The sequence below is a fragment of the Flavobacterium soyangense genome (genome assembly GCF_015277675.1).
Classification (GTDB): domain Bacteria; phylum Bacteroidota; class Bacteroidia; order Flavobacteriales; family Flavobacteriaceae; genus Flavobacterium; species Flavobacterium soyangense.
The window spans coordinates 95232-117037 of sequence record NZ_JADHEC010000005.1 but is presented as its reverse complement, the minus strand read 5'-3'; the positions used below and the strand labels follow the sequence as shown (position 1 = coordinate 117037).

The 21806-nt window shown below is 33.1% G+C and carries 16 protein-coding genes; 12 read left to right on the top strand and 4 right to left on the bottom strand.

The genetic code is table 11. The annotated features are described in order from the left end of the window. Nucleotides 1-15: 15 nt before the first annotated feature. Nucleotides 16-1134 (top strand): DNA polymerase III subunit beta, encoded by a 1119-nt coding sequence (gene dnaN / locus IR213_RS03995; protein WP_194311016.1) that lies wholly within the window; start codon nt 16-18, stop codon nt 1132-1134. Nucleotides 1135-1205: 71 nt separating this feature from the next. On the opposite strand, the gene IR213_RS03990 is transcribed toward dnaN, so the two are convergent. Further along, nucleotides 1206-2036 (bottom strand): universal stress protein, encoded by an 831-nt coding sequence (locus IR213_RS03990; RefSeq protein WP_194311015.1) that lies wholly within the window; start codon nt 2034-2036, stop codon nt 1206-1208. A 268-nt stretch (nt 2037-2304) separates the two neighbouring features. Between IR213_RS03990 and mnmE the strand changes: the two genes are divergently transcribed. The 7 genes from mnmE to IR213_RS03955 all read left to right on the top strand — a co-directional run bounded on the left by mnmE (nt 2305) and on the right by IR213_RS03955 (nt 10056). Beyond that, nucleotides 2305-3717, top strand: a complete 1413-nt coding sequence (gene mnmE, locus IR213_RS03985; protein ID WP_194311014.1) for a tRNA uridine-5-carboxymethylaminomethyl(34) synthesis GTPase MnmE — start codon at nt 2305-2307, stop codon at nt 3715-3717. A 228-nt stretch (nt 3718-3945) separates the two neighbouring features. After that, the gene (locus tag IR213_RS03980) at nt 3946-4317 is read left to right on the top strand and encodes a helix-turn-helix domain-containing protein (protein ID WP_194311013.1); all 372 of its coding nucleotides are present in this window, start codon (nt 3946-3948) and stop codon (nt 4315-4317) included. Nucleotides 4318-4324: 7 nt separating this feature from the next. Next, complete coding sequence (locus tag IR213_RS03975) at nt 4325-5431, top strand: site-specific integrase (protein ID WP_194311012.1); 1107 nt, start codon at nt 4325-4327, stop codon at nt 5429-5431. A 9-nt stretch (nt 5432-5440) separates the two neighbouring features. After that, nucleotides 5441-7183: a hypothetical protein gene (locus IR213_RS03970; protein ID WP_194311011.1), complete on the top strand. Its 1743-nt coding sequence runs from the start codon at nt 5441-5443 to the stop codon at nt 7181-7183. Nucleotides 7184-7407: 224 nt separating this feature from the next. Continuing rightward, nucleotides 7408-7707, top strand: a complete 300-nt coding sequence (locus tag IR213_RS03965) for a helix-turn-helix domain-containing protein (protein WP_194311010.1) — start codon at nt 7408-7410, stop codon at nt 7705-7707. Nucleotide 7708: 1 nt separating this feature from the next. After that, on the top strand, nt 7709-7990 hold the full coding sequence (locus IR213_RS03960) for a helix-turn-helix domain-containing protein (protein ID WP_228479082.1): 282 nt from the start codon (nt 7709-7711) through the stop codon (nt 7988-7990). After that, complete coding sequence (locus IR213_RS03955) at nt 7990-10056, top strand: AAA family ATPase (protein WP_228479085.1); 2067 nt, start codon at nt 7990-7992, stop codon at nt 10054-10056. The genes IR213_RS03960 and IR213_RS03955 overlap by 1 nt, the downstream gene beginning before the upstream one ends. A gap of 59 nt (nt 10057-10115) precedes the next feature. Here the strand turns inward: IR213_RS03955 and IR213_RS03950 are convergent, their stop codons facing one another. Beyond that, nucleotides 10116-15932: an AAA domain-containing protein gene (locus IR213_RS03950; protein WP_194311008.1), complete on the bottom strand. Its 5817-nt coding sequence runs from the start codon at nt 15930-15932 to the stop codon at nt 10116-10118. A 461-nt stretch (nt 15933-16393) separates the two neighbouring features. On the opposite strand from IR213_RS03950, the gene IR213_RS03945 reads away from it, so the two are divergent. The 3 genes from IR213_RS03945 to IR213_RS03935 all read left to right on the top strand — a co-directional run bounded on the left by IR213_RS03945 (nt 16394) and on the right by IR213_RS03935 (nt 19898). Then, the gene (locus tag IR213_RS03945; RefSeq protein WP_194311007.1) at nt 16394-18112 is read left to right on the top strand and encodes an FHA domain-containing serine/threonine-protein kinase; all 1719 of its coding nucleotides are present in this window, start codon (nt 16394-16396) and stop codon (nt 18110-18112) included. A 43-nt stretch (nt 18113-18155) separates the two neighbouring features. Beyond that, nucleotides 18156-18596: a hypothetical protein gene (locus tag IR213_RS03940; protein WP_194311006.1), complete on the top strand. Its 441-nt coding sequence runs from the start codon at nt 18156-18158 to the stop codon at nt 18594-18596. Nucleotides 18597-19478: 882 nt separating this feature from the next. After that, nucleotides 19479-19898, top strand: a complete 420-nt coding sequence (locus IR213_RS03935) for a DUF6943 family protein (RefSeq protein ID WP_194311005.1) — start codon at nt 19479-19481, stop codon at nt 19896-19898. A 144-nt stretch (nt 19899-20042) separates the two neighbouring features. Here IR213_RS03935 and IR213_RS03930 read toward each other — a convergent pair whose 3' ends face one another. Then, nucleotides 20043-20846: a hypothetical protein gene (locus IR213_RS03930; protein WP_194311004.1), complete on the bottom strand. Its 804-nt coding sequence runs from the start codon at nt 20844-20846 to the stop codon at nt 20043-20045. A gap of 106 nt (nt 20847-20952) precedes the next feature. Here IR213_RS03930 and IR213_RS03925 point away from each other — a divergent pair, with 106 nt between their 5' ends. Then, complete coding sequence (locus tag IR213_RS03925) at nt 20953-21420, top strand: thermonuclease family protein (protein WP_194311003.1); 468 nt, start codon at nt 20953-20955, stop codon at nt 21418-21420. Nucleotides 21421-21597: 177 nt separating this feature from the next. On the opposite strand, the gene IR213_RS03920 is transcribed toward IR213_RS03925, so the two are convergent. Continuing rightward, the gene (locus tag IR213_RS03920) at nt 21598-21786 is read right to left on the bottom strand and encodes a hypothetical protein (RefSeq protein ID WP_194311002.1); all 189 of its coding nucleotides are present in this window, start codon (nt 21784-21786) and stop codon (nt 21598-21600) included. Nucleotides 21787-21806 lie beyond the last annotated feature (20 nt).

Genomic DNA, 21806 nt, shown 5'->3' with positions numbered 1-21806 from the left:
AAATATAATCTTCATATGAAATTTATAGTATCGAGTTCTTACTTATTAAAACAACTACAAGTTTTAGGCAACGTTATCAACAGTAGTAATACTTTGCCTATTTTAGATAATTTCTTATTTGAATTAGACCACAAAGCCTTGACCGTTTCTGCATCTGATTTAGAAACTACAATGTCAGCCACTTTAGACATCGATTCTACAAGCATAGGAAGCGTTGCTGTTCCTGCAAAATTGCTTTTGGAAATTCTTAAAACCTTTCCGGAACAACCGTTAACTTTCACTGTAGAAGAAAACAGCACTATAGAAATTAGTTCAAACTCTGGAAAATATGCTTTGGCTTATGCTCCTGGAGAAGAGTTTCCAAAATCTGTGAACTTGGACGAGCCTTCAGTAACTTTAGTTCCTGCCGATGTTTTGGCAACAGCCATAAGCAAAACAATATTTGCTGCAGGAAACGATGATTTACGTCCGGTTATGTCTGGGGTTTTCTTCCAATTTTCTCCACAAGGATTGACTTTTGTAGCCACTGACGCTCACAAATTAGTGAAATATGCACGAACTGATGTAACGGCTTCGCAAGTTGCCGATTTCATAATGCCAAAGAAACCTTTGACTATTTTGAAAAACATTCTTGGTGCTTCGGATGCGGAAGTTAAGATTGAATACAACGATTCGAATGCGACTTTTTCTTTCGACAATTACATTTTGATGTGTCGCTTGATTGACGGAAAATATCCAAACTATGAAGCGGTAATTCCTAAAGAAAATCCAAACAAGTTAATGATTGACCGTTCCCAGTTCTTGAGTTCTGTTCGTCGTGTTGCGATTTTCTCCAACAAAACTACTCACCAAATTCGTTTGAAAATAGCTGGTGCAGAATTGAATATATCAGCTGAAGATATTGATTACTCCAACAAAGCCGAAGAACGATTGACTTGTGATTATCAAGGTGACGATATGCAAATTGGGTACAATTCCCGTTTCCTTACCGAAATGTTGACCAACTTACAATCGGATATGATTATGCTTGAAATGTCATTGCCTAACAGAGCCGGAATCCTGACTCCTGTTGATGGATTAGAGGAAGGCGAAACTGTAACTATGCTGGTAATGCCAGTAATGCTAAATAATTAAACTAACTAACCAAAACCAAACCATTTTATCTAAAAAAGCCGACCTAATTTATTGGGACGGCTTTTTTTTGTTTATTCGTGTATCGCCAGAACCGGAATGTCTAACCTATTCGAAAATTTCTGGGTTAAACTAGGTTTAAACAATTCAACGAAAAAGTTTCTTTTATAAGTAAGCATTGCCAGTACATCAATATCTATAAATAAAACGAAATCCAGAATGGTATCCTCCACATTATCGCTTGGAATTATAGAAAATACAACTGGTTCATCTTTAAATTCCTCTTCCCAATGTTTTATGGTTGCATCTGAAACATCGGAATTATTGGTTTTCACATACAAACACCTCACTTTGGCATTCATTTTTTTGGCAATTTGCAATACATCTTTCAGCGCCTTTTTATCTTTAGTTCTATAACGGGTAGTAAAGCCAATAGTTTCTATTTTTTTGAATTTTGCTTCTAGAGGAACGCTCAACACTGGAACATCGACTGCGGTTAAAACATTGCCGGTATTTGTTCCCAAGAAAAAGGCTTCCCATCCCGTTGCTCCTGAAGTTCCCATGACAATAAAATCAATTTTTTCTTCCTTGATTGCTTTTTTAATATTATAAAGCAAACTGCCATCCATCAATCTGTGGCTCATTTTTATATGATCCAGATTTCGTTCTTCGGCAATGGTGCGAAGCTTTGGAATTTCATCTTTAAACATATCAAATTGCGATAACTGAAGGGAATCAAAAATGACATTATAATTCTCTGGAAAAAACTGGTTGTCATAAACAGGGAGTTCGAATGTGTGCAATAAAATCAATTCTCCTTGAACAATTTTTGCAAATTCCAAAGCGTGAATAAAAGCATTAGTTGCAACTTCGGAAAAATCGGTGGGAAACAAAATTTTTTTCATTTTTATGAAGTTTAAGTTATTTCATATGTAGATAATATTCTAATAATTGATTCTCCAGTTCGCAAGCTCGGGTTGCATATAACACCTTTCACATTTAAATTACAATCCCTTATGCTCATTTCATACCATAAAGGTAAACAAAAAAAATAAATTAACAATGCTAATTATCAGATGTTTATGATAAAATTAATTATAAACAAAACACTGTCTTGATTTTAAAATTGATACTAATTTAGATTTAGTAACTTTGTACCCAAGAACAAAAAAAATGCTGTACAACGATTCTATTGTGGCACTAGCCACGCCTTCAGGAGCAGGAGCAATTGCAATAATTCGGATATCCGGAGAGAATGCCATTACTATTGGAAATTCTGTTTTTAAATCTATCAAAGGAAAGGATTTGACAAAACAAAAGTCACATACCTTACACCTGGGTCACATTATTGATAATCAAAAAATACTGGACGAAGTTTTGGTCTCCATTTTCAAGGGACCCCATTCTTATACTGGCGAAAATACCATCGAAATTTCCTGCCATGGTTCTACTTATATTCAGCAGCAAATTATTCAATTACTGCTTCGAAAAGGATGCCGAATGGCAAACCCGGGAGAATTTACCCTGAGAGCCTTTTTAAACGGCAAACTCGATTTATCACAAGCCGAAGCTGTTGCCGATTTAATTTCGTCCGACAATGAAGCTTCACACCAAATTGCGATGCAGCAAATGCGCGGTGGTTTCTCTAATGAAATTGCCAAACTACGCGAAGAGTTATTGAATTTTGCTTCGTTAATCGAACTCGAACTAGACTTTGCAGAAGAAGATGTTGAATTTGCAGACAGAACCCAATTTCACGAATTATTAAATAGAATTGAGTTTGTGTTGAAACGCCTGATTGATTCTTTCGCCGTGGGTAATGTTATCAAAAACGGTATTCCCGTGGCTATTGTGGGTGAACCCAATGTGGGAAAATCTACTTTACTAAATGCTTTGCTTAACGAAGAACGCGCCATCGTTTCGCACATTGCGGGAACCACCCGGGATACGATTGAGGATGAATTGGTTATTGGCGGCATTGGCTTTCGATTCATTGATACGGCAGGAATCAGGGAAACTGTTGATGTTGTGGAAAGCATTGGCATTAGAAAGACTTTCGAAAAAATAGAACAAGCTCAGGTTGTTTTATATTTGGTTGATGGTTCTCTATTGTCGGTTGATGGAAAATTAGAAACTTTACTTCTAGAAGTTGGAAAAACCAGAAACCAGTTTTCCCAAAAACCAATTTTAGTGATTATCAATAAAATGGATTTAATTTTACCAGAAAATGTATCTATTATCGATAAAAAACTAACAACCAACAACCAACAACTAACAACCATTTATATTTCGGCCAAAGAAAATATTGGAGTTGAGGAGTTGAAAAACCAGTTACTTTCGTTTGTAAATACGGGCGCTTTGAGGAATAATGAAACCATCGTTACCAATACGCGTCATTATGATTCCTTGCTAAAAGCCTTGGACGAAATCCAGAAAGTAAAATACGGTTTGCAAACTAATCTTTCCAGCGATTTAATGGCGATTGATATCAAAGAAGCTTTATATCATTTTGGAATGATTACGGGGCAAGTAACCAATGATGAACTTTTGGGAAATATATTTGCTAACTTCTGTATCGGGAAGTAATTATCATTCTCTTCTTTGTTAACCCCTTATTTTTGTTGATGTTACGCTAAACATTCTTCTCTTTTTTGTTGCCCATAATCTCTTTTTGTGGTATATTTGTTGCTCAGTTGTTGCCCAATGTACGTTTTTGTTGCCCAAATCAAGCTGGCAACAACCTTGGCCAAATGATGCTACATATTGCTACATTTCGCTACATAATGCTACATTTCGCTACATAACATTTGTATTATGAGTAGTAATATGGCTATCCCGAAAACCTGTATTTATTGTGGCAAAGCCTATATCGCTAAAACCACTTTAACCCGTTATTGTTGCCTAAAATGCAATTCCAGACATTGGAAGCAAAAAGCCAAGGAAGAGAAAATTCAAAACTCTTTAATCGGGCAACAGCAAACGATGCAAAGTCAGCAAACCTTACACTCTACAAACCCAGCCTCTTTACAGTCAAAAAACTATTTATGTGTTCAAGATGCAGCCGAACTAATTGGCGTTAGCAGATGGACAATAAACAGGATGATTAAGCGTGGTGATTTGATAATTCACAAGTTTGGCAGGAAGAAAATAATTGAGCGTTCACAAATTGATAAACTTTTTAATTGATGGCATTATGAAAGTAACTTTAAGACAAAGACAGAAAGGCAACAAAATTAGCTTGTATCTTGATTATTATAATAACGGTAAACGAGATTATGAATATTTGAACTTGTACCTCATCCCGGAACCTGAAAAAGGAAAATTAACTTTCGCTCAAAAAACCGAAAATAGTAAAATACTTTCTCTTGCCGAGAGCATCCGTTCTAAAAAACATTTAGAAATACAAAACGGAATGTATGGTTTCAATGATAAAGAAAAATTAAAAGGATTCTTCATTATCTATATGGATACATTAGCCGAAATGAGATTAGCAAGCAAAGGCAACTATGACAACTGGGATAGTACAATTAAACATTTAAGAAAGCATTGTCCTAGAGATATTTCATTTGGTCAATTGGATAGCAAGTTCGTTGAAGGCTTCAAAGAGTACTTAACCAAAACAGCCAAAACACCAGGAGATAAACTATTATCCGCTAATTCAGCTCAATCTTATTTCAACAAATTTAGAGCTGCTTTAAAACAAGCTGTAAAAGATGGCATCATAAGAACCAATCCAGCCGAACAAGTCGACGGTTTGCCTCAAGGAGACAGCGAAAGAGAGTTTCTAACATACGAGGAGTTACAAAGTGTTGTCAAGTATGATTGTGAAATTCCTATCCTTAAAACAGCTTTCATTTTTAGTTGTATGTCGGGATTAAGATGGTCCGACCTTAACAAAATGGTTTGGTCAGAAGTGCAGCATTCAGATGATTATGGTTGGTACATACGTTTCAGACAGAAGAAAACCAAAGGAGCTGAAACTTTACCCATATCAGATCAAGCTCGTGATTTAATGGGAGAAATGGACGAACCCACAGAAAGAGTTTTCAAAGGATTAAAATACAGTGCCTGGCACAACTTAAAATTACAACAATGGGTAATGAAAGCAGGAATAAGTAAAACGATTACATTTCATTGTGCAAGACATACCTATGCAACCTTGCAATTAACGCTAGGAACTGATATATTTACGGTATCTAAATTATTAGGACACAAAGACATACGCACAACACAAGTCTACGCCAAAATAATTGACGAAAAGAAAAAAGAAGCTGCTAGTAAAATTCATTTACAATTTTAATAAAAGAATATGAGTGAAGACAAAGTACCCGAGAAAGATTTTAAAGGCGATGATGTTATTAATTATAAATCGGATTGGGCTGAGATAAGAAAATCTGAATTCACCTATGTCTTTCATTACTATGATGAAAAGATAAAACACTATTTTCCACACTTCCGTTTGTTTAGTTCTATTAAGAAGGAAATGAAAAAAGCAAAAAAGGATGCTGAATTTTTTAAGAGAAAGCTTTATTGGACACCTGATCACCCCCCTTATGATTTTTATATCCAATTTCATAATTGGCAACTGTTATTGCTATCAGATTTCTTTAAAGAGGTGTTTGAAGAACGTGCTTTTCAATACGGTCATCATCCAAATCACAAATATTTCAATGTTATCCTGCCTAAGTCAAAGCACGACGAGATAATGAACTGTATTAATGACTTTGAATTGTTATCCATTAGGGATTTATTATTCGAAGTGATTTCTATTGCACAGAATAATTATGTCGAACATATTGCTTTTTGGGAGCAGCCTGAAATGCAGAAATTAGTTTCAAGTGCTGAAAAAGAAACACAGAAAGTTATTTCCGTTTTAGATAAATTTGATAAAAAAGATCGAGAACATTTTACTGCAAAGTCAAAACCACTACCCGACTTATTACATATCAATTTTGTTTTCGCTGATGGTACAATAAAAATAGAACATAGCTGGCTTGCCAAAGAGTTTATCAAACATTTCAAAAGTCATTATGATAATTTACAATATAAGAATTGGAGATTTGATTTAGCGCGTTATCCTGACCGCTTTGAAGAAAACTATAAAAAACAGCAGTTTAAATACAATCTTACTAAGTCTTTATATAACCTTTTTACCGTAGCAAAGTTTTTCCCTGTTACCAAATCAAACCCAACTCCAAATAAACTAATGCTTTGCATTGCAAAAATATTAGAATTTTGCTTAATTCCAGTTGCTACTGAAGGCGAACTCGATGAAAATAAAATCAAGACCATTAGAAATTGGCTAAAACGAAATGAGCTGAAGACTGAAACAAATTTTGCAGAAATTACTCCAAATAAAGCAAGGTTACTAAAATATTTTGAACCAGAATTTGTAAACGTAACGGATAAGATAAAAAGAGTTGATGCAATTAATTTAGGGTACTTTATAGGGAAGCGTTTCAAAATAGAAAACCTTACGCCAGATCTTATTCATATTGCTCAGGCGCTTAGAGAAGTAAACAGTCATATTGGACACCAAATGTTTATGGGTGGTGATATAAAAAGGGAAACGTTTGATGAATTTGATAACTTCAAAACACTAGTCAAAGGTGTAAGGTGCAAAAAGAAAGTAACTTCGATAAAATTTAAATTAGAGGGTGATGATAAAGAATATGAATTACAGCAACGACTTCCACTATACATTATCGAAGAAGCAATTAAAGAATATTCAGAAAACCAACAAGTCGAAGTAGATACTGACCTTATAAAAACCAAAGTAACTAGGACAGGAGAAGGAAGTTTTAGTATTGAAAAAGGAAAACAATTTGCTCAGCCTAATGAACGCTTTATGGTTCGCTTTGTAAAAGCCTTTTACGATTACTTACTAAAAGAAGCACCTATGGGAGAAAATCATTCTTTTCCTTCATTAAAATACTATCCCATCATAGCAATTATGCTTAAACAAACGTGGCTTTTTTACCATCTACGTGACTCAGAAGAGTTTGTCATTGCTAAAGTTAAACAATGGCACAAACTATCACATACTGCGTAAAGTTCTTCTTTCTCTTGCTATTATATTTAATTTAATTTAACCGTAACACATTGATTTTCAATAGGAACAAAAGTTCATCAAAATGGGCTTTTACTGTTCCTGTCCACTCTATTCCTTTATTTGACCTTTGTATTATAATCATCAAAAAAACCTGTGCCTTGGTTTTTTAAGATGATTAAAAGGCACAATTATCAGCTTTTAATAATACAAAAAAACAAAAAAAAATGGACCAAGAAATTATCATTCAGAAACTGGCTAACATCGAAACGATGTTACAACAGCAGAACCTTTTAAGAAAAGACGTTCTAAACCTCAACGAAGCCTGTTCGTATTTAGATATAAGTGCTTCGCACTTGTATAAAATGACAAGCCAAAAATTAATCCCTCACTTTTGCCCCCAAGGCAAAAAATTGTACTTCAATCGTACTCAATTAGACGAATGGCTTCAACGCAACCGTCAAGACAGTGCCGACGAAATTGAAACTATGGCTGCTAATTATTTATTAACTCATAAAAGAAAGTAAAATGCCATACTACACCCCCACGGAAGAAATGTTAGAAAAAATCCATTCTCGTATTAGTGAATTGGCTTTGAATGTAAAAACAAAGCAGCACTTGGAACCTGAAGATGTTTTTTTTGATAGTCAGGAATTTATGCTATTAATGAACATTAGCAAAAGAACTGCTCAGCAATGGAGAGACAATAAAGTAATTGGCTTTTCCCAAATTGGCAATAAAATATACTATCGCCTCTGCGACATTCAAGAACTCTTGAAAGAAAACTATAATATTAAAAAAGAACAGTGATGGGATGTGTAAGCAAAGAAGAAATATTGGACAAAATTACCAGTTATGATATTTTTAATTATTATTTACAACCCTATCACAATTCAAGTAATTTATTAGCGGCAAAAAACATTAGCAATCCATTTTTAGCCGAAAAACAAGAAACACCATCTTTTAATATTTTTCCTTCAATGACTTCAAACGAATGGAGATACAAGGATTTTGCAACAGGTGATGATGGCAGTTGTTTTGATTTGACTATGAAACTTTTTAATCTTTCTTTCCCAGAAACATTAGAAAAAATTAATTCAGACTTTACCCTGATGCTTGATGCAGAAAACAAGCCAATTAAATCAGTCGAACAGATCAAACAAGTACCTCCCAAATATGTGGCAAAACAAAGACCTTTTACCGAAGCTGAATTAAGTTTTTGGCTTAAGTACGGCATAGATGCTGAAACATTAAAAAGGTTCAATGTGTCAAGCTTGGAAGAATTTAGTTCAACAAGCAATACAGGAAATCCCTACACATTAAAAAGCAGTCCAAATAAATTCATTTTTGCTTATGAAAATGACAATTGGATAAAGTTGTATAAACCTTTAGACGAGAAAAAATATAAGTTTCAATATTTGGGAACTAAAGAGCCAGGATATATTTTTGGTTGGAAACAACTACCGGAGAAAGGCGAAAAACTTATTGTTACCGGAGGCGAAAAAGATGTGATGTCATTATCTGCAAAAGGGTTCAATGCAATTACGCTCAACAGTGAAACAGCCACTTTAGACAAAAAAATTGTCAATGAATTAAAGCTTCGCTTCAATCAAATAATAGTTTTATACGACAATGACGAAACAGGTCTAAAACAATCCAACATTTTAGCAATTACTCACGGTTTACATCGATTGCTTTTACCAACCTTGCAAAACAATGGCAAAGATATTTCAGACTATTTCGCCAATGGCGAAACCATTAAAGGGTTTAATGATTTGCTTTTAACTGCATTTCAAACTCCAGCTCCAGTAGAACTATATATTGATAAATCGGTTTATAATGCAGTTGAATTATTAGCAAGAGGCGAAGTAGAACAAAAATACTTGATGGAGCCTATTTTTCCGCAAAAAGGTTCGGCGGTTTTAGCAGGAAAACCAGATACAGGAAAAAGCCAATTCGCAAGACAACTTTGTATTCAGGTGGCATTAGGAGAAAAAACATTCCTCGATTTTGAACTTCATCCATTACACAACCGATCTATTTATGTAGCAACTGAAGACAACGAAGATGCAACCCGTTTTTTAATAAACAAACAATTTCAAGGACTGGATAAAGATCCAACTCAAAATCTGCGTTTCATTTTTGCCGACACGATGAATCAGGAAGAAATAATAAAAAACCTCAACGAGCAATTAACTTTAGAATCAGTCGATTTAGTAGTCATAGATAGCTTTGGTGATATATTTCAAGGAAATGACAGTAATAATAATATTGCAATGCGAAACACGGTTAAAACCTTTGACAAAATTGGAAAAGAGCACAATTGTTTAATCCTTTTTGTACATCATATCAACAAAGCTGCTTATAGAGTGGCTCCAGGTCAGGAACACATCCAAGGAGGCGCAGGCTTAGTTCAAAAGGTACGCTTGGCTATTGTGTTATCTGAAGGCGCTGGTAATACAAGATATTTCACGGTAGTAAAAGGCAATTATTGTCCGAAGATGTATAAAGAAAACTCTTTAGAATTACACTTTTCAGAAGAAACCTTTTTATTTACCAATACCGGAATAATGATTCCAACTTCTGAATTAGGCACCCAACCCGATACCTTTAAAAAAGAAGAAAAAATTAACGAGATTGAAAATATCGCAAAGAACGTTTTCCAAGATAAAATTTATGTTCATAAAGATTATTTAAGACGCTATTGTGATGTTACGGGTAAAGGGCCTGCTGACGCAAACAGGAAACTAAAAATATTCAAGGACACTGGGATTATTGTTGAATGTCAGGGAGGGTATCGTTTAGATCTTCCAAATAACAATGAAGTTATAAATAGTATCGAGAATAACGAGGATAACAACGGGATTGATTTTTAGTATCAGGTATCACGGTATCATTTACCCTAGGGTTTTGATACCGTGATACCTGATACCTATTATAGTTTATCCCTCATTTTTTTTAACCAAGCATCATAAAAAGGTCTATCATTATTGATTTCATTTTCAAACCACTCAGAACACACCCAAAATAATTCACCTAATATCCTAACTGGATCTTTCCAATATCTTTTTGGTTTTTTTGTTTCAGAAATTAATACCTTTTTTAAAAATGGATGTAGAATCCCAAATGTGTCTTTTGAATAAACTGCTCTTTGAAGTCTTGCTAATTCATCTCTGTCAATAGCTGTAATTACTTCTTTAAGTGTCTTTCTTACATATTTTCCGATAGGTAATTTGCTGTCAGGAAGATATTCAAATTCTTTGCTGCTTTTTATGTTTTCAACAACTGTATTACTTTTTTCTTTAAATTCTAAAATTTCATCTGAGATTGTATTTATTATTTCTAATATTTCTACGTAACTGTCGGTATCGCCAATTTTTACTTTGTCTCCAATATATTTGCCTAAAATTGAATTTGACAATGGAGCTTTGTTGTAAATCTTCTGCACTCCATTTATTATTTCCATTTTTTGAGGATGATAGTCCACTAATTGAATAGTTAATAATTTATCATTATTCAAGTATTTTAATTTAACAATACTTTGCAATTCAACTTTTGAATCAAAAAGGGTATAAGAGGATTCGTTTCTATTTGTAGATTTGATTTTATTAATATATGTAATTTTAGGTTCAACCTTATTTTCTTTTTCAACTTTTTTTGGTAAAAATTGATTTAAGACAGACCATTCTTGATCATAATAATTATTATCTATAGCTTTACCATTAGCCGTGAAGCTATGAAAAACTAAACGGTTTATATCCTCTAAAATGTCCAACGGTAAAATCTTATATTCTATCTTTTCAAAATCATTATAAATAACTTTATAACCCTGTAATTGAAGTTGTTCTCGACTTGAAATATTTTCTGTTAAATGAGCTTTAAATTTTCTTACTCCATTTTCGATGAAATTAATTCCAATAATTTTTTCAGATTCAATGATTTTTAAATATGATATTTCATCATTTTTGTTCAAGCCATTCATATAGTCTTTCCCTATTTTTTTTGAAAGTAAAACAGAAACATAGAGTTTGTTTATGTGACCAGAAGCGTAACACTGTAATAAAAAACCATCGGTGTGACTTGATTTTATTGGAATTACAAAATCAGCTTCTAACGGCTCATTATTGGTCATAATATATTTTCCAGACTTGTACAAATTGAAATACCTAAGTATATAATTACCAGTTGAAACACTATTTGATTGTTCTTTTTGGAGTATTATTTCATCCTCAAGGAAATCAGAAATTATATATTCTGTAGAAGTATTATCAATAGATTCAATTGATGTAGGAAAGGCATTAACATCTTCGCTTATAGTTTCTGATAAAGTAAATATTTCAACAGGTTTCTTTTCCTGTATTTTAGGAATCATTTTCCAAAGAGGTTCTAACGCTTTTATTCTATTGGTATAATATTCATATCCTCTAACACGGAAGAATTGCCAACCACAACGTTCAAGTATCTTTTGGCGCATCAAATCATTTTGATACTGCTCAGCTCCGTGCCATTTATCACCATCACATTCTATTGCAATTTTAGTTCCATCAGGGAATAATGCTACTAAGTCAATTCTATACCGCCCTTTAGCAACTTCATATTGAGGAATGACACTAAAATTATTTCTAACAATGTCATTGTATACATCAACTTCAAACCAACTATCAAATGGATCGGGTTGTGTTCCAAGACCTCTTTCCAATGGTGAACTTAGGATTGGCTGTTTAGAATTATAATTCTTAAAATGGTCTAATAATTTATATCTCAAATCATTAGTGTTGCTCAAATCTTCTAATTGAATGGAATGAAAAAGCCAAATCTGCTCTTTTGCCCTGCTTACTGCTACATTAAAACGCCTTTCATCTTCGGGTCTAACTCGAGCATTACCAATGTGATTATGAGCACTGATAAGGCTTAAGAATATAATATCTCTTTCATCTCCTTGAAAAGATGCCGAATTGCCACATAAAATTTTTCTTTTAAAATATTCTTGCTCCCCAATTTTCTTCAACAAGAGATTCTCAATTTGATTGGATTGTTGATTGCCCTGGAGTGTAATAATTCCAAAGGTTTTTCCATTATATCTTTCATCTTCAATAAGCTTAGCGATAGTTTCAGCAATCTCATATGCTTCTGGGGCATTTATTATATAGGCATACTTACCCTCAACATAACCGTTTGCACAAAAAACTGATTTAAGAGGCTCAAGTCTATTTTCAGAATACTGTTTTAAAGGATAGAGTCCTTTACCACTAGGGGCATAAAAATGTTTATTGCAAAATTCAATAATTTCAGGCATACACCTAAAATGTTCTTGAAGAACGGTCATTCCATCACAGAAAACCTTCGCAAAATCAAAGAAACTAAATGCTGGATGAAAACAATTCTTAAATTCAAAATCCCCCAAATACTTTTCGATGTGTGGGGTCATTTTATCAATATCAACACCTACATTCTCAGGTGCAATTTGCTTGTCATCGCCTACAATAATTATATTTTTTGATATATAGAGAAGAAAAATTGCATCTGGTCCTAACTGACTCGCTTCATCAATGATAACATAATCATACATTCCTTGTTCTGGAATTATTGATTCAGCAACTTTTTGAAAGTCCATAATCCAACAGGGTACAGAATCTTTGCACTTCTCCATTTGTTTTTGAACATCCTTTTGAAATTTTGTAGCTTTTTTTCCTTTACCTCTGGCTTTTATTGCAAATTGGGCAAAAGCATTCAAGTGTTGTCGGAGACTTTTATCTTCATCAAGACCTTTTAAAACTTCAGCCCAAGCCATTTTTGAACCAAGTTGAGCAATGAGTTTTCGTTCTTTATTTTCTAACTCATTTAAATCAAGGATTAATTGTTGCTCATAATCAACATCCATAAGTCTGTTGATTTCCTTTTGAGCATTCCTATATAAAATAGCATTTTCTAATTCTTGAATATTATTCTTAACAAAACTATCTGATTGAATAGAATCTAACATTAATGGAAGATGCTTTTCAACCCTGCCTTTTATTAAAATATAATTTTGATATTGATTTTTATTAATATCTAACTTCTCAATTTTCTTTAGTGTTTCACCGTATGATTTGTAATTAATATCTTTAAAATCTTCTAAAACATTCTCTTTTATTGGATGTTGATTAATATTATTTAGATGAAATTCAGCCTCATTAAATATTTTTCTGAACACTTCAATTTGCTTTAGTAAATTATTGTACTCGGATTCAATAATTAATTTCTCCAAATTTCTTATTTCAAACGGATTAATTTTAAGGTTTGAAAATAATTCAATATCCTTCCTAAGTGCTTCTGATTGATCAATTATTTTTAATAACTTAGACACTTCAGAGTGAATGTGCTTGTAGTAGTTAAACTTATTTAACAATGAATTTACTTCTGGAATTTCTTTAGCCCACAATTCAGAGAGTTCAAGTAAATCCTGCTGAATGGCAATATCTCTTAGAACAATTTCAAATTCTTCTATAGTGTCACAAGGACTCCCATTTACTCTAATCTCATCAATAAAATAGAGCCTTTCCTTAATTTCTTTTGATAGAAAAGACTTCTTTAATTTAAATGATAATCCTGATAATGGATTCCCTTCTCTTAAGTGATTAAGCAATGTTTGAGCATCTTTCTTAAGTCGTTTCAAACTTTTTCCAGATGGTAAAGAAACCTCAATGTCTTTGTCAATTTTTCTTAAATCATATTTATCAATTTTTTCAAGAATAGACGTTGAATGTTCTAGTGTTTGATTCCATTTATAAGAATTTCCATTGAGGTAGGTGCTTATTACATTACTTGAAAAATCAATTTGCAAACTGTCGACATCATTATAAAATACCTTTAGATCTTTTAGTAATTGTATAAGTTTTTCATAATCTGAACAATTGATTGAAAGATGTTCATCATTTGGAGAATAATTTTCTAAAAGGTTATTTTTTAAATTTTTGTATTCTCGAATTTGCTCAATTGTAGGGAGTTTATTTGGGTCTGGGATGTCGTACTTAAATTCAGCAACATCAATTGTTAGATACTTTTCATATAATTCAACATATTGCTTAAAATTAGGTATTATTTGCGTATCGTTTATATCGCTGAATGCATCATAATACCATTCAAAAATTGTTGAATCTTTTTCCAATGATTCGGCAATTTGAGTAAGTGTACCTGAATATTTTGGATTAATTTCTTGTTTGCGGGTAGATTTTTCTTTTATACCAATTAGCTCATTTCTGTTTATCGCAAATTTTTCTCTTGTCGCTTTTAAACTTTTTTGTAATTCATCAATTTCAGATTGATATTTATATAAATCTGCTCTGGACAATTCATCATTGATTGAGTTTACACTTTTCTGTAAATCCTGAATTGATGAGGAATCACCGCTTAATAAGTTAACTGCTAAATCTTGAAACTCTTTAGGTAATTTGTCTTTCAAAACTTCTAAAGCGCGTTTTGTGTGTGCTGTTATAAGAATTTTTTTTCCGTTGGCTAGCAAGTGACATATTAGATTGGCTATCGTATGGGATTTTCCAGTTCCTGGTGGACCTTGAACAAGTACCTTATTATTTCTTTTAGCTTTTTCAATTATTTCTATTTGCTCGTCATTATATTCTTTTGGGAAAAATATTGGCTCATTTTCAGATGAATATTTTGAATTTTCTCCATTGGACAAATTGGTGCTAATATTTGGTGTTATGCCAATCAAGTCATTTATTGTAGGTATGTCAATTTCATCTGTATCGTTACTAATATTATCTAGTATCTTTTCATAAAGTGCTGTGAAACTTTTTGTGTTTCTTTTTCTGAGCAGTAAAGCTGGAGAATATGAAATTATGGGTTTTGAATGTGTTTTTTGTGGTTTTTCAACTGAATTGAAATAGCTACCATCAGGCGAAACTTGTTCAGCAAACATTTTTAAGGCATCGTCTAAATCACCGAATATACTATCAATTTCTTTTTCCTTAATATAATTTACTACTGCTTTTTCGGCATCAATGACGTTCTGAGAATCAAATTGATCAAATAAATCAAGTATGGAGTCAGTCTCAATTTGTACCGTTGACTCTAGATTGGGGCTTATAATTATTTGAGAATCTTTTTGAGAATATTCGAAATTAATATCAACACGCTGTGTTAAAATATGTCTGAATATTTTAGGATGGTCAGAGTCTTCTTTGAAGTTTAAAAGACCTGTACCAATTATTAATTCATATTCTTCTCCAAATTGCTGAGTCTTATTGAATATTCGGAACAGTTGTTTATAGACATTGTTTAGTTTTTGATATTCTGCATATTCACTATCATACGTTTCAACTTTTTCACTGTAGTCAATTAGGTCGTCAATCCACTTCTGATTGATATAGTTTTGGAACTCTTTTGAAACTTCTGGGTAGTCTTCTACTACAAGTATTTCACCTTCAATTTCAATACTTTCTTTTAGTATTGGCTCATTGTCATCATTAATCAAAGAAAGTTTGTCAACCCATTTTTCTAGGATTTCTGATAATTTGGCAAATTCAGGATTTGATGGTTCTTTAGGTTTTTTAATTCTAATCCAATAATCATTTTCGGTATTGAAATCAGGCCTAATTATGTTTTCAAATATGTCATCGACTGGAATGTCATTTAGCCAAAATTTTTCTGGATATTGAGTTTCTTGAACGTTTATATCCCTTACAGGATTGCTTCTAAGGTTCGAGAACTCTTTTAAGTAATTGAATATTTGTAGATATTTTTCTTTTTTCATTATTTAACAATAATTCTCTAAGTCAATATAATAGGTTTAAGTCTTGATAATATACCGTAGTTTTATTCTTTCGCTAATTTACACAAAAACATCCATAATTTATTACAAGTTTTCATATTGCAAAAATTTAATTAAGCAAATGTATTTCAATGATTTTTAATTACTTTACGGGAAACCTCAATTTCACTACATTATAATTTATTAAATTTGAATGTTATTAATTAATTTTTTATAAAATAAACATCAAAATAATTAGTGTATTCGAAAAACGAGCAGTAGACAAAAGTCTAATCAGATTTATCTCCAAAACTAAAGTATAAAATTAAAACATATACACATAGCACGCCTAATGTCTATATTGTTGTTAAAGGCACTAAAAACAAAGCTTAACATAGACATAAAACAAACATTACGTCTATGTAGATAGTTATAGATACAATGTAATGCTAACTTAAACATCTATGTTATTATTCGATAATAAATACAGTTATATAAAAGACCTTGGCAATGGTGGGTTTGGCAAGGTTTTTTTAGCGAAAGAAAAAGTTTCTCATAGGTTTGTGGCAATCAAGCAATTATTAAATACAAATAAGTCAGAACAGGAAGATATAATTCACGAAATAGAAATTGTTTCAAAGTTTGAAAATCCCAATATTGTTACCTACTATCATCATTTTTACGAAGAGGACGTTTTATATTTAGTAATGGAATTCTGTTCAGGCGGTACTTTGAGAGATAAAATATCAAATAATAAAGTGACACCGGCGGAAGCTATAGAATGGATTCAATCATTGGCGACTTGCCTTAGAGTGATTCATAAAAGAGGAATTGTGCATCACGACATCAAACCCGATAATATTGTTTTTACTCAAAACGGTACTATTAAAATTGCTGATTTTGGTGTAGCAAACAAAAACATTGGTACTCGATCTTATATGAGTCCCGAATCATTCTCCTGGCAAAATGACACCCGTCAAGATCCTCGGGTTGATATTTATGCCCTTGGGGTAACATTTATGGAACTTTTAACGGGTAAAAATCCTTTCAATTATTTATCCGTTGACGATATTATAGAAAAACACCAATCAGCAGATTTCCCAATTCAAGAACTTCCAAATTGGCAACAAGAAATAATTCTAAAGGCAATCAATAAAACACCAGAACTACGATTTCAGTTTATGGTTGAATTGGAAGAAGCCTTAAAAGCAAAATCGGTTCCAATAATATTCAACAAAGACAATTTAAAAGCAGCAGAATTAATTGAATTGGCAGACAAAGCCTTCCGAACAAACAAATGGCGTAATGCGTGGAAATATTTAGAGTTAGCCAATAAAAGATATAAAAACAATGTTTCTGTATTACAGGCTTTAGGAAAGTACAATCTAAGAATTCAGAAGATTGAAATTGCAAAAAGTTACTATGAAAGAGCTTTAAAACTTAATCCGAGATTAGATGTACAAAAAGATTTGGGTTGGATAAATTTAGAAGCTCAAAAATACCCTGTAGCAATTGGCCTTTTATCAGACCATCTTCACAGAAACCCGGCGGATTACGAAGCCTATAATCTATTAATCCGTTGTTATTATGAAACAAATAGATACGAAACAGCAATGGAATTATCCAAGATGATAATGGAAGCCAATCCTGCTTTACCTTGTTTTGCAAACAACTATTTTATTGCTTTTATTTTAAACACTAATGGTAAATCATTCCCTCCAAAATCAAAATTAGAACAAGACACCACTCCATTTATTGATTATAATCGTTCAGTAATTGAAGAGGAGGAAATAAGCCATAATTATAAAAAATATCCAACACTAAAATCAAAACTATTATTTATGGACTTTCAATTCAACACTTTGAAAGAAAATACAATAACAATATTGGAAACGAATAATGAGAATAACACGCCATCATCCATTTCAGTACCAATTATTAAATTTGGCAGAACAGAATACAATCAAAACAACATTGAAGTATCAGGAGGAAATGCTATAAGCAGAAGGCATTGCATAATCATAAATAGCAAAGACAATGTTTGGCTCTATGATTTAGAAAGTACAGGCACAGAAGTAAATGATAAAAAAGTTTCAAATAAAATTCCTTTAATTGGCTTCAACAAAATAAGTATAAATGACGTAATTTTTACAATTACAACAGATAAAACTAAATTGCTGTGATATATTAAATTAAATTTGAGAAATATAGTAAACTATAAAAGTTATGAAAATAGAAGTATATATTGACGGACGTGATTTTTTGCATAAAGGACGTAGTTTCAATGATTCAATTTTAAAATCATTAAAGGAAACCACCACTTATAAATTACCGGAAGAATTAAGCATAGGAAAGGCGTATGAAATTGAAATTATCAAAAAAATATGCCATAAAGATTCCTTGATGCATAGTATCGAAAAACATATCACATTGGATACTGAATTTGCCAACAAATTGATAATACAGGACACCATAAACTGTAGTTGCTTAAAGTCCATAACAACTGTCGGTGAGGTTTTAAAAGATTTAATGATTGATAATTACCAATTGGTTCTAACAAATAGAACTTGGGCTGAAGTAAATCATCTGGTATTATTTTTTGAAGCAGTTAATTATGGTGAAGCCAATAGTTTTGTTAAAAAATCAATTCGCGGTATTTATACCTAAAAGCCTTATTTCATTAACATATTAGGTATAAACATCACGGGCAATCAGGCGGTCTCTCTTCGGTCGTTCTCTTTGTTCCGTTCGGCTGTTCCAGTCGGTCGTTCCTTCCTCCGTTCCACAGACACTTCACAGCACAAAAAAATAAGGCAGCCAAAAAATAGGCAGCCTGATTTTTTCCGCTGTTCGTTCCTCATCTTCACACGCTCTCTTCCTGTGTTCGGTCGGGCTTATGCATCCACAATACCGCTTCATTTCGTTACAGTCATTCGTTCGCTTAACGCTCCATTTCATTCCGCTAAAAGCTCTCTCATTCGTTTCACTCCATTCCAGCCGTATTATGTCTGCCGCCCTCAGTTTTTTCAGCGGTTGCTCTTTCGCACAGCCATCGGGTTTGGCTCCACTCCCTTTCTCCTGCGTTTTCCATTTTAAGAAACCTTCCACTTTGATTAAAAAATCCCACTTTTAATAAGCATCCGATTCGCAGTCGACGGTCGTTTTGCCCTAAATCAAGGTACGCCTTCGGCTGACTTATATTGTTTCCCCGCCGTTTCACGCTGCTACCCCTTCTCTCCACTTCGCAAGCTACGTTCCGTTCTCGGTCTAGCGTGGCTGTTCGATTGCCGCAACACCGCCAACTGCGCTCCTCGTCCCGGAAAATCGGGACTGCGGTGCTTGGGGGTGTTAAAATCTTAACGACGACCATTGTGCTATTTATCGAAAAGAAAGATAAAAAAATCAAGCAAAGTTAGAGTCCATTCCTCACTTTCAGTCGGTCGTGCCTCCCTCCGTTCCCGTTCGTCATTTCCTCTAATGTAGCGGCTTTCTTTTTTTCTCTTTTTTCTTTTCGAAAAATAATGTCTGATTTTTTTAACACACATCACTATGCCGAATTTCATCATCAAGACCCACCAAAAAGACACTGCCTACAAAGGAAACCAAGTCTTTATCCTCAACAAGGGGATGAACTCCGGAAAGCCACAAAAAGAACCTTTTACCAATAGTTTCGTTATCATTTTCCCTTCCGACGAAGAAGCCGAAACAGTGTACTGGCTAGCTTACAGCCTTTGGAAAGCTAAATTCTGGCATCAATCTCTTTATGGTTCCGTAATTCCTTTTTTACGGATTACCGACTTCAAAAAAGAATTCAATTTAAGAGTGACCCTGATGCTGGAAGAACACGAGCAGCACAAAAAAAATATTCAAGCATTGAAAATACTAGAACTCAAAGAAGAACAATTTCACGAAAACATCAAATTGATTAATAATCTAAGAAGAGTTATTTTGCACAATTACTGCAAATAGGCTGACCAACACTTGTTCCGCACTTAAATGCACTATAAGTCCTATATGATTGCACATTATAGATAAATTAGTGCAAAAAGAAAAACCCTCTCTTTCGAAAGGGTTTACTTTGCAACTTAGCAGACTTACAAACTAATGGGCTTTTTAGAATGTCTCTTGGATTTTTAATGCGTTGCCAGCATTAAATAAATAATAATTAGAACCTACCATTTGATAAAACTCTATTCCGATACATCCCAAAACAGCAACATTGATTGTCATAGTCGGAGCACCCGGTAAAGTGGCAGTAACATCAATTAATGCAGTAACAACATCTATTGGAGTGTAATCCGAATAAGCAATATTTGACGTCTCATTTAAGATAGGCTCAGCAGGCTCATATGCTCCAGTAAGAGAATTATAAACAGTATCTGAAACAACAGACAAAGCATTTATAATTCTAAAATGTGTTGCTCCTGAAGGAATGTTCAAAAAGTTCAAAGGATTAAATGCAGGAATACTTAATACGCTTTCATTTCTATCAACATTTGGTGTTAATGTAAATGGAGCGCTAAATACACCATTAAACGAAATGTTGCGATTAAAATCCAACCCTTTCAAATACTGTGGTTGTTGTGAAACCAAAACAGCTCTTTGGCCTCTAGCTTCGGAACCATCCTCAATATTAATTTTTTTCATAATTGCAGTTAGTCGCCCTGTAAGTTGACTATCAGACATTTGTTTCATCAAGGAAGATAAACCAATTCTTAATGATTTACCTGCATTGGCACAAGCCGCAAATTCACTCATATTCTCACGAGTACGAATAAAGCCTGGGGCAGTTTTTACCTGTTCCGCTGTTGGTCCACCTTTTAGACCTGCAAAGTAACCTTCGTTACCTTTAATTTTGAAGTGACGAACTTCACCTAACGTCCCGACATATTTAATATGTCCTTTTTGTCTTGCCATCTTTTATTTTGTTTTGTTAAAATTATTTATTAAATTTACAACATAATACACTGACTATCAATTGCTTAATTGGTGCTAATTAGAGCATTTTAACGCTAAGGAACTTATGACTAGAAATATTCTTCTGAAAATCACAAAATTCGTTGATGGGGATGGTATAATTGCCGAAGATTTTATAACAAAAAGAGAATTTGAAATAAGATTATATGGCATAGACGCCCCTGAAATAAATTATTGTAACAAAATTAAAAAAGATGAAAAAGAGCTTCAAATGCCAGCTGCTCTATTAATCAAACTGGGATACCTATCATTTAACTTTTTAAAAGATCAAGTTAACCTAGGCGATATTTGCACCTTGGTACAGGAACAAAATAACCTGCTTGATAAATATGGGAGATCATTGGGATACCTAATTCTAAATGACGGTAGAATACTAAATGAAATAATGATTAAGGAAGGATATGCAAAACCTTATAGCGACGTATTCTGTAAAATGCTACCTTTGTACCAAGAATGGAGTTTACAGGCCAAAAACACATCAAAAGGACTTTATTCTTTAGTGAATAAATTTTAATAGAAATTGTTTATTATTGCTTGGTATTTATGGTTTATATCGATTATTTGTTGGCTATTTGTTGCCCAATATTCGTTAAGTCCAGTAAATATTGACTACTTCATATTCTGCATCGGGAAGTAAGTTTATTATCCAATACATCTTAAAAACAACTTTTTTTGTACCATTAGTCTATAGTTACAACAGCTTAGTGTATATATCATCGTATTTGATGCCATAGTAATCACAGAATTCCTTGACGGTAATTAACTGGTGTCTTTCTTTGCTGTAGTAATCGCGCATTTTGCTGATAATATTACGGGCTTGTCTCTCTCCTATTCCAATTACATTCTGGATGTCTCCTGTGGTGATAATTACTTTCTTCATATTTATGGCGTGTATCTAAT

Coding starts and splice junctions, on each gene's coding strand:
- IR213_RS03940 (WP_194311006.1), top strand. CDS start 18,156: ATGAAAATAGAAGTATATATTGACGGACGTGATTTTTTGCATAAAGGA.
- IR213_RS03920 (WP_194311002.1), bottom strand. CDS start 21,786: ATGAAGAAAGTAATTATCACCACAGGAGACATCCAGAATGTAATTGGA.
- IR213_RS03950 (WP_194311008.1), bottom strand. CDS start 15,932: ATGAAAAAAGAAAAATATCTACAAATATTCAATTACTTAAAAGAGTTC.
- IR213_RS03945 (WP_194311007.1), top strand. CDS start 16,394: ATGTTATTATTCGATAATAAATACAGTTATATAAAAGACCTTGGCAAT.
- IR213_RS03975 (WP_194311012.1), top strand. CDS start 4,325: ATGAAAGTAACTTTAAGACAAAGACAGAAAGGCAACAAAATTAGCTTG.
- IR213_RS03955 (WP_228479085.1), top strand. CDS start 7,990: ATGGGATGTGTAAGCAAAGAAGAAATATTGGACAAAATTACCAGTTAT.
- IR213_RS03925 (WP_194311003.1), top strand. CDS start 20,953: ATGACTAGAAATATTCTTCTGAAAATCACAAAATTCGTTGATGGGGAT.
- IR213_RS03930 (WP_194311004.1), bottom strand. CDS start 20,846: ATGGCAAGACAAAAAGGACATATTAAATATGTCGGGACGTTAGGTGAA.
- dnaN (WP_194311016.1), top strand. CDS start 16: ATGAAATTTATAGTATCGAGTTCTTACTTATTAAAACAACTACAAGTT.
- IR213_RS03965 (WP_194311010.1), top strand. CDS start 7,408: ATGGACCAAGAAATTATCATTCAGAAACTGGCTAACATCGAAACGATG.
- mnmE (WP_194311014.1), top strand. CDS start 2,305: ATGCTGTACAACGATTCTATTGTGGCACTAGCCACGCCTTCAGGAGCA.
- IR213_RS03935 (WP_194311005.1), top strand. CDS start 19,479: ATGCCGAATTTCATCATCAAGACCCACCAAAAAGACACTGCCTACAAA.
- IR213_RS03960 (WP_228479082.1), top strand. CDS start 7,709: ATGCCATACTACACCCCCACGGAAGAAATGTTAGAAAAAATCCATTCT.
- IR213_RS03990 (WP_194311015.1), bottom strand. CDS start 2,036: ATGAAAAAAATTTTGTTTCCCACCGATTTTTCCGAAGTTGCAACTAAT.
- IR213_RS03970 (WP_194311011.1), top strand. CDS start 5,441: ATGAGTGAAGACAAAGTACCCGAGAAAGATTTTAAAGGCGATGATGTT.
- IR213_RS03980 (WP_194311013.1), top strand. CDS start 3,946: ATGAGTAGTAATATGGCTATCCCGAAAACCTGTATTTATTGTGGCAAA.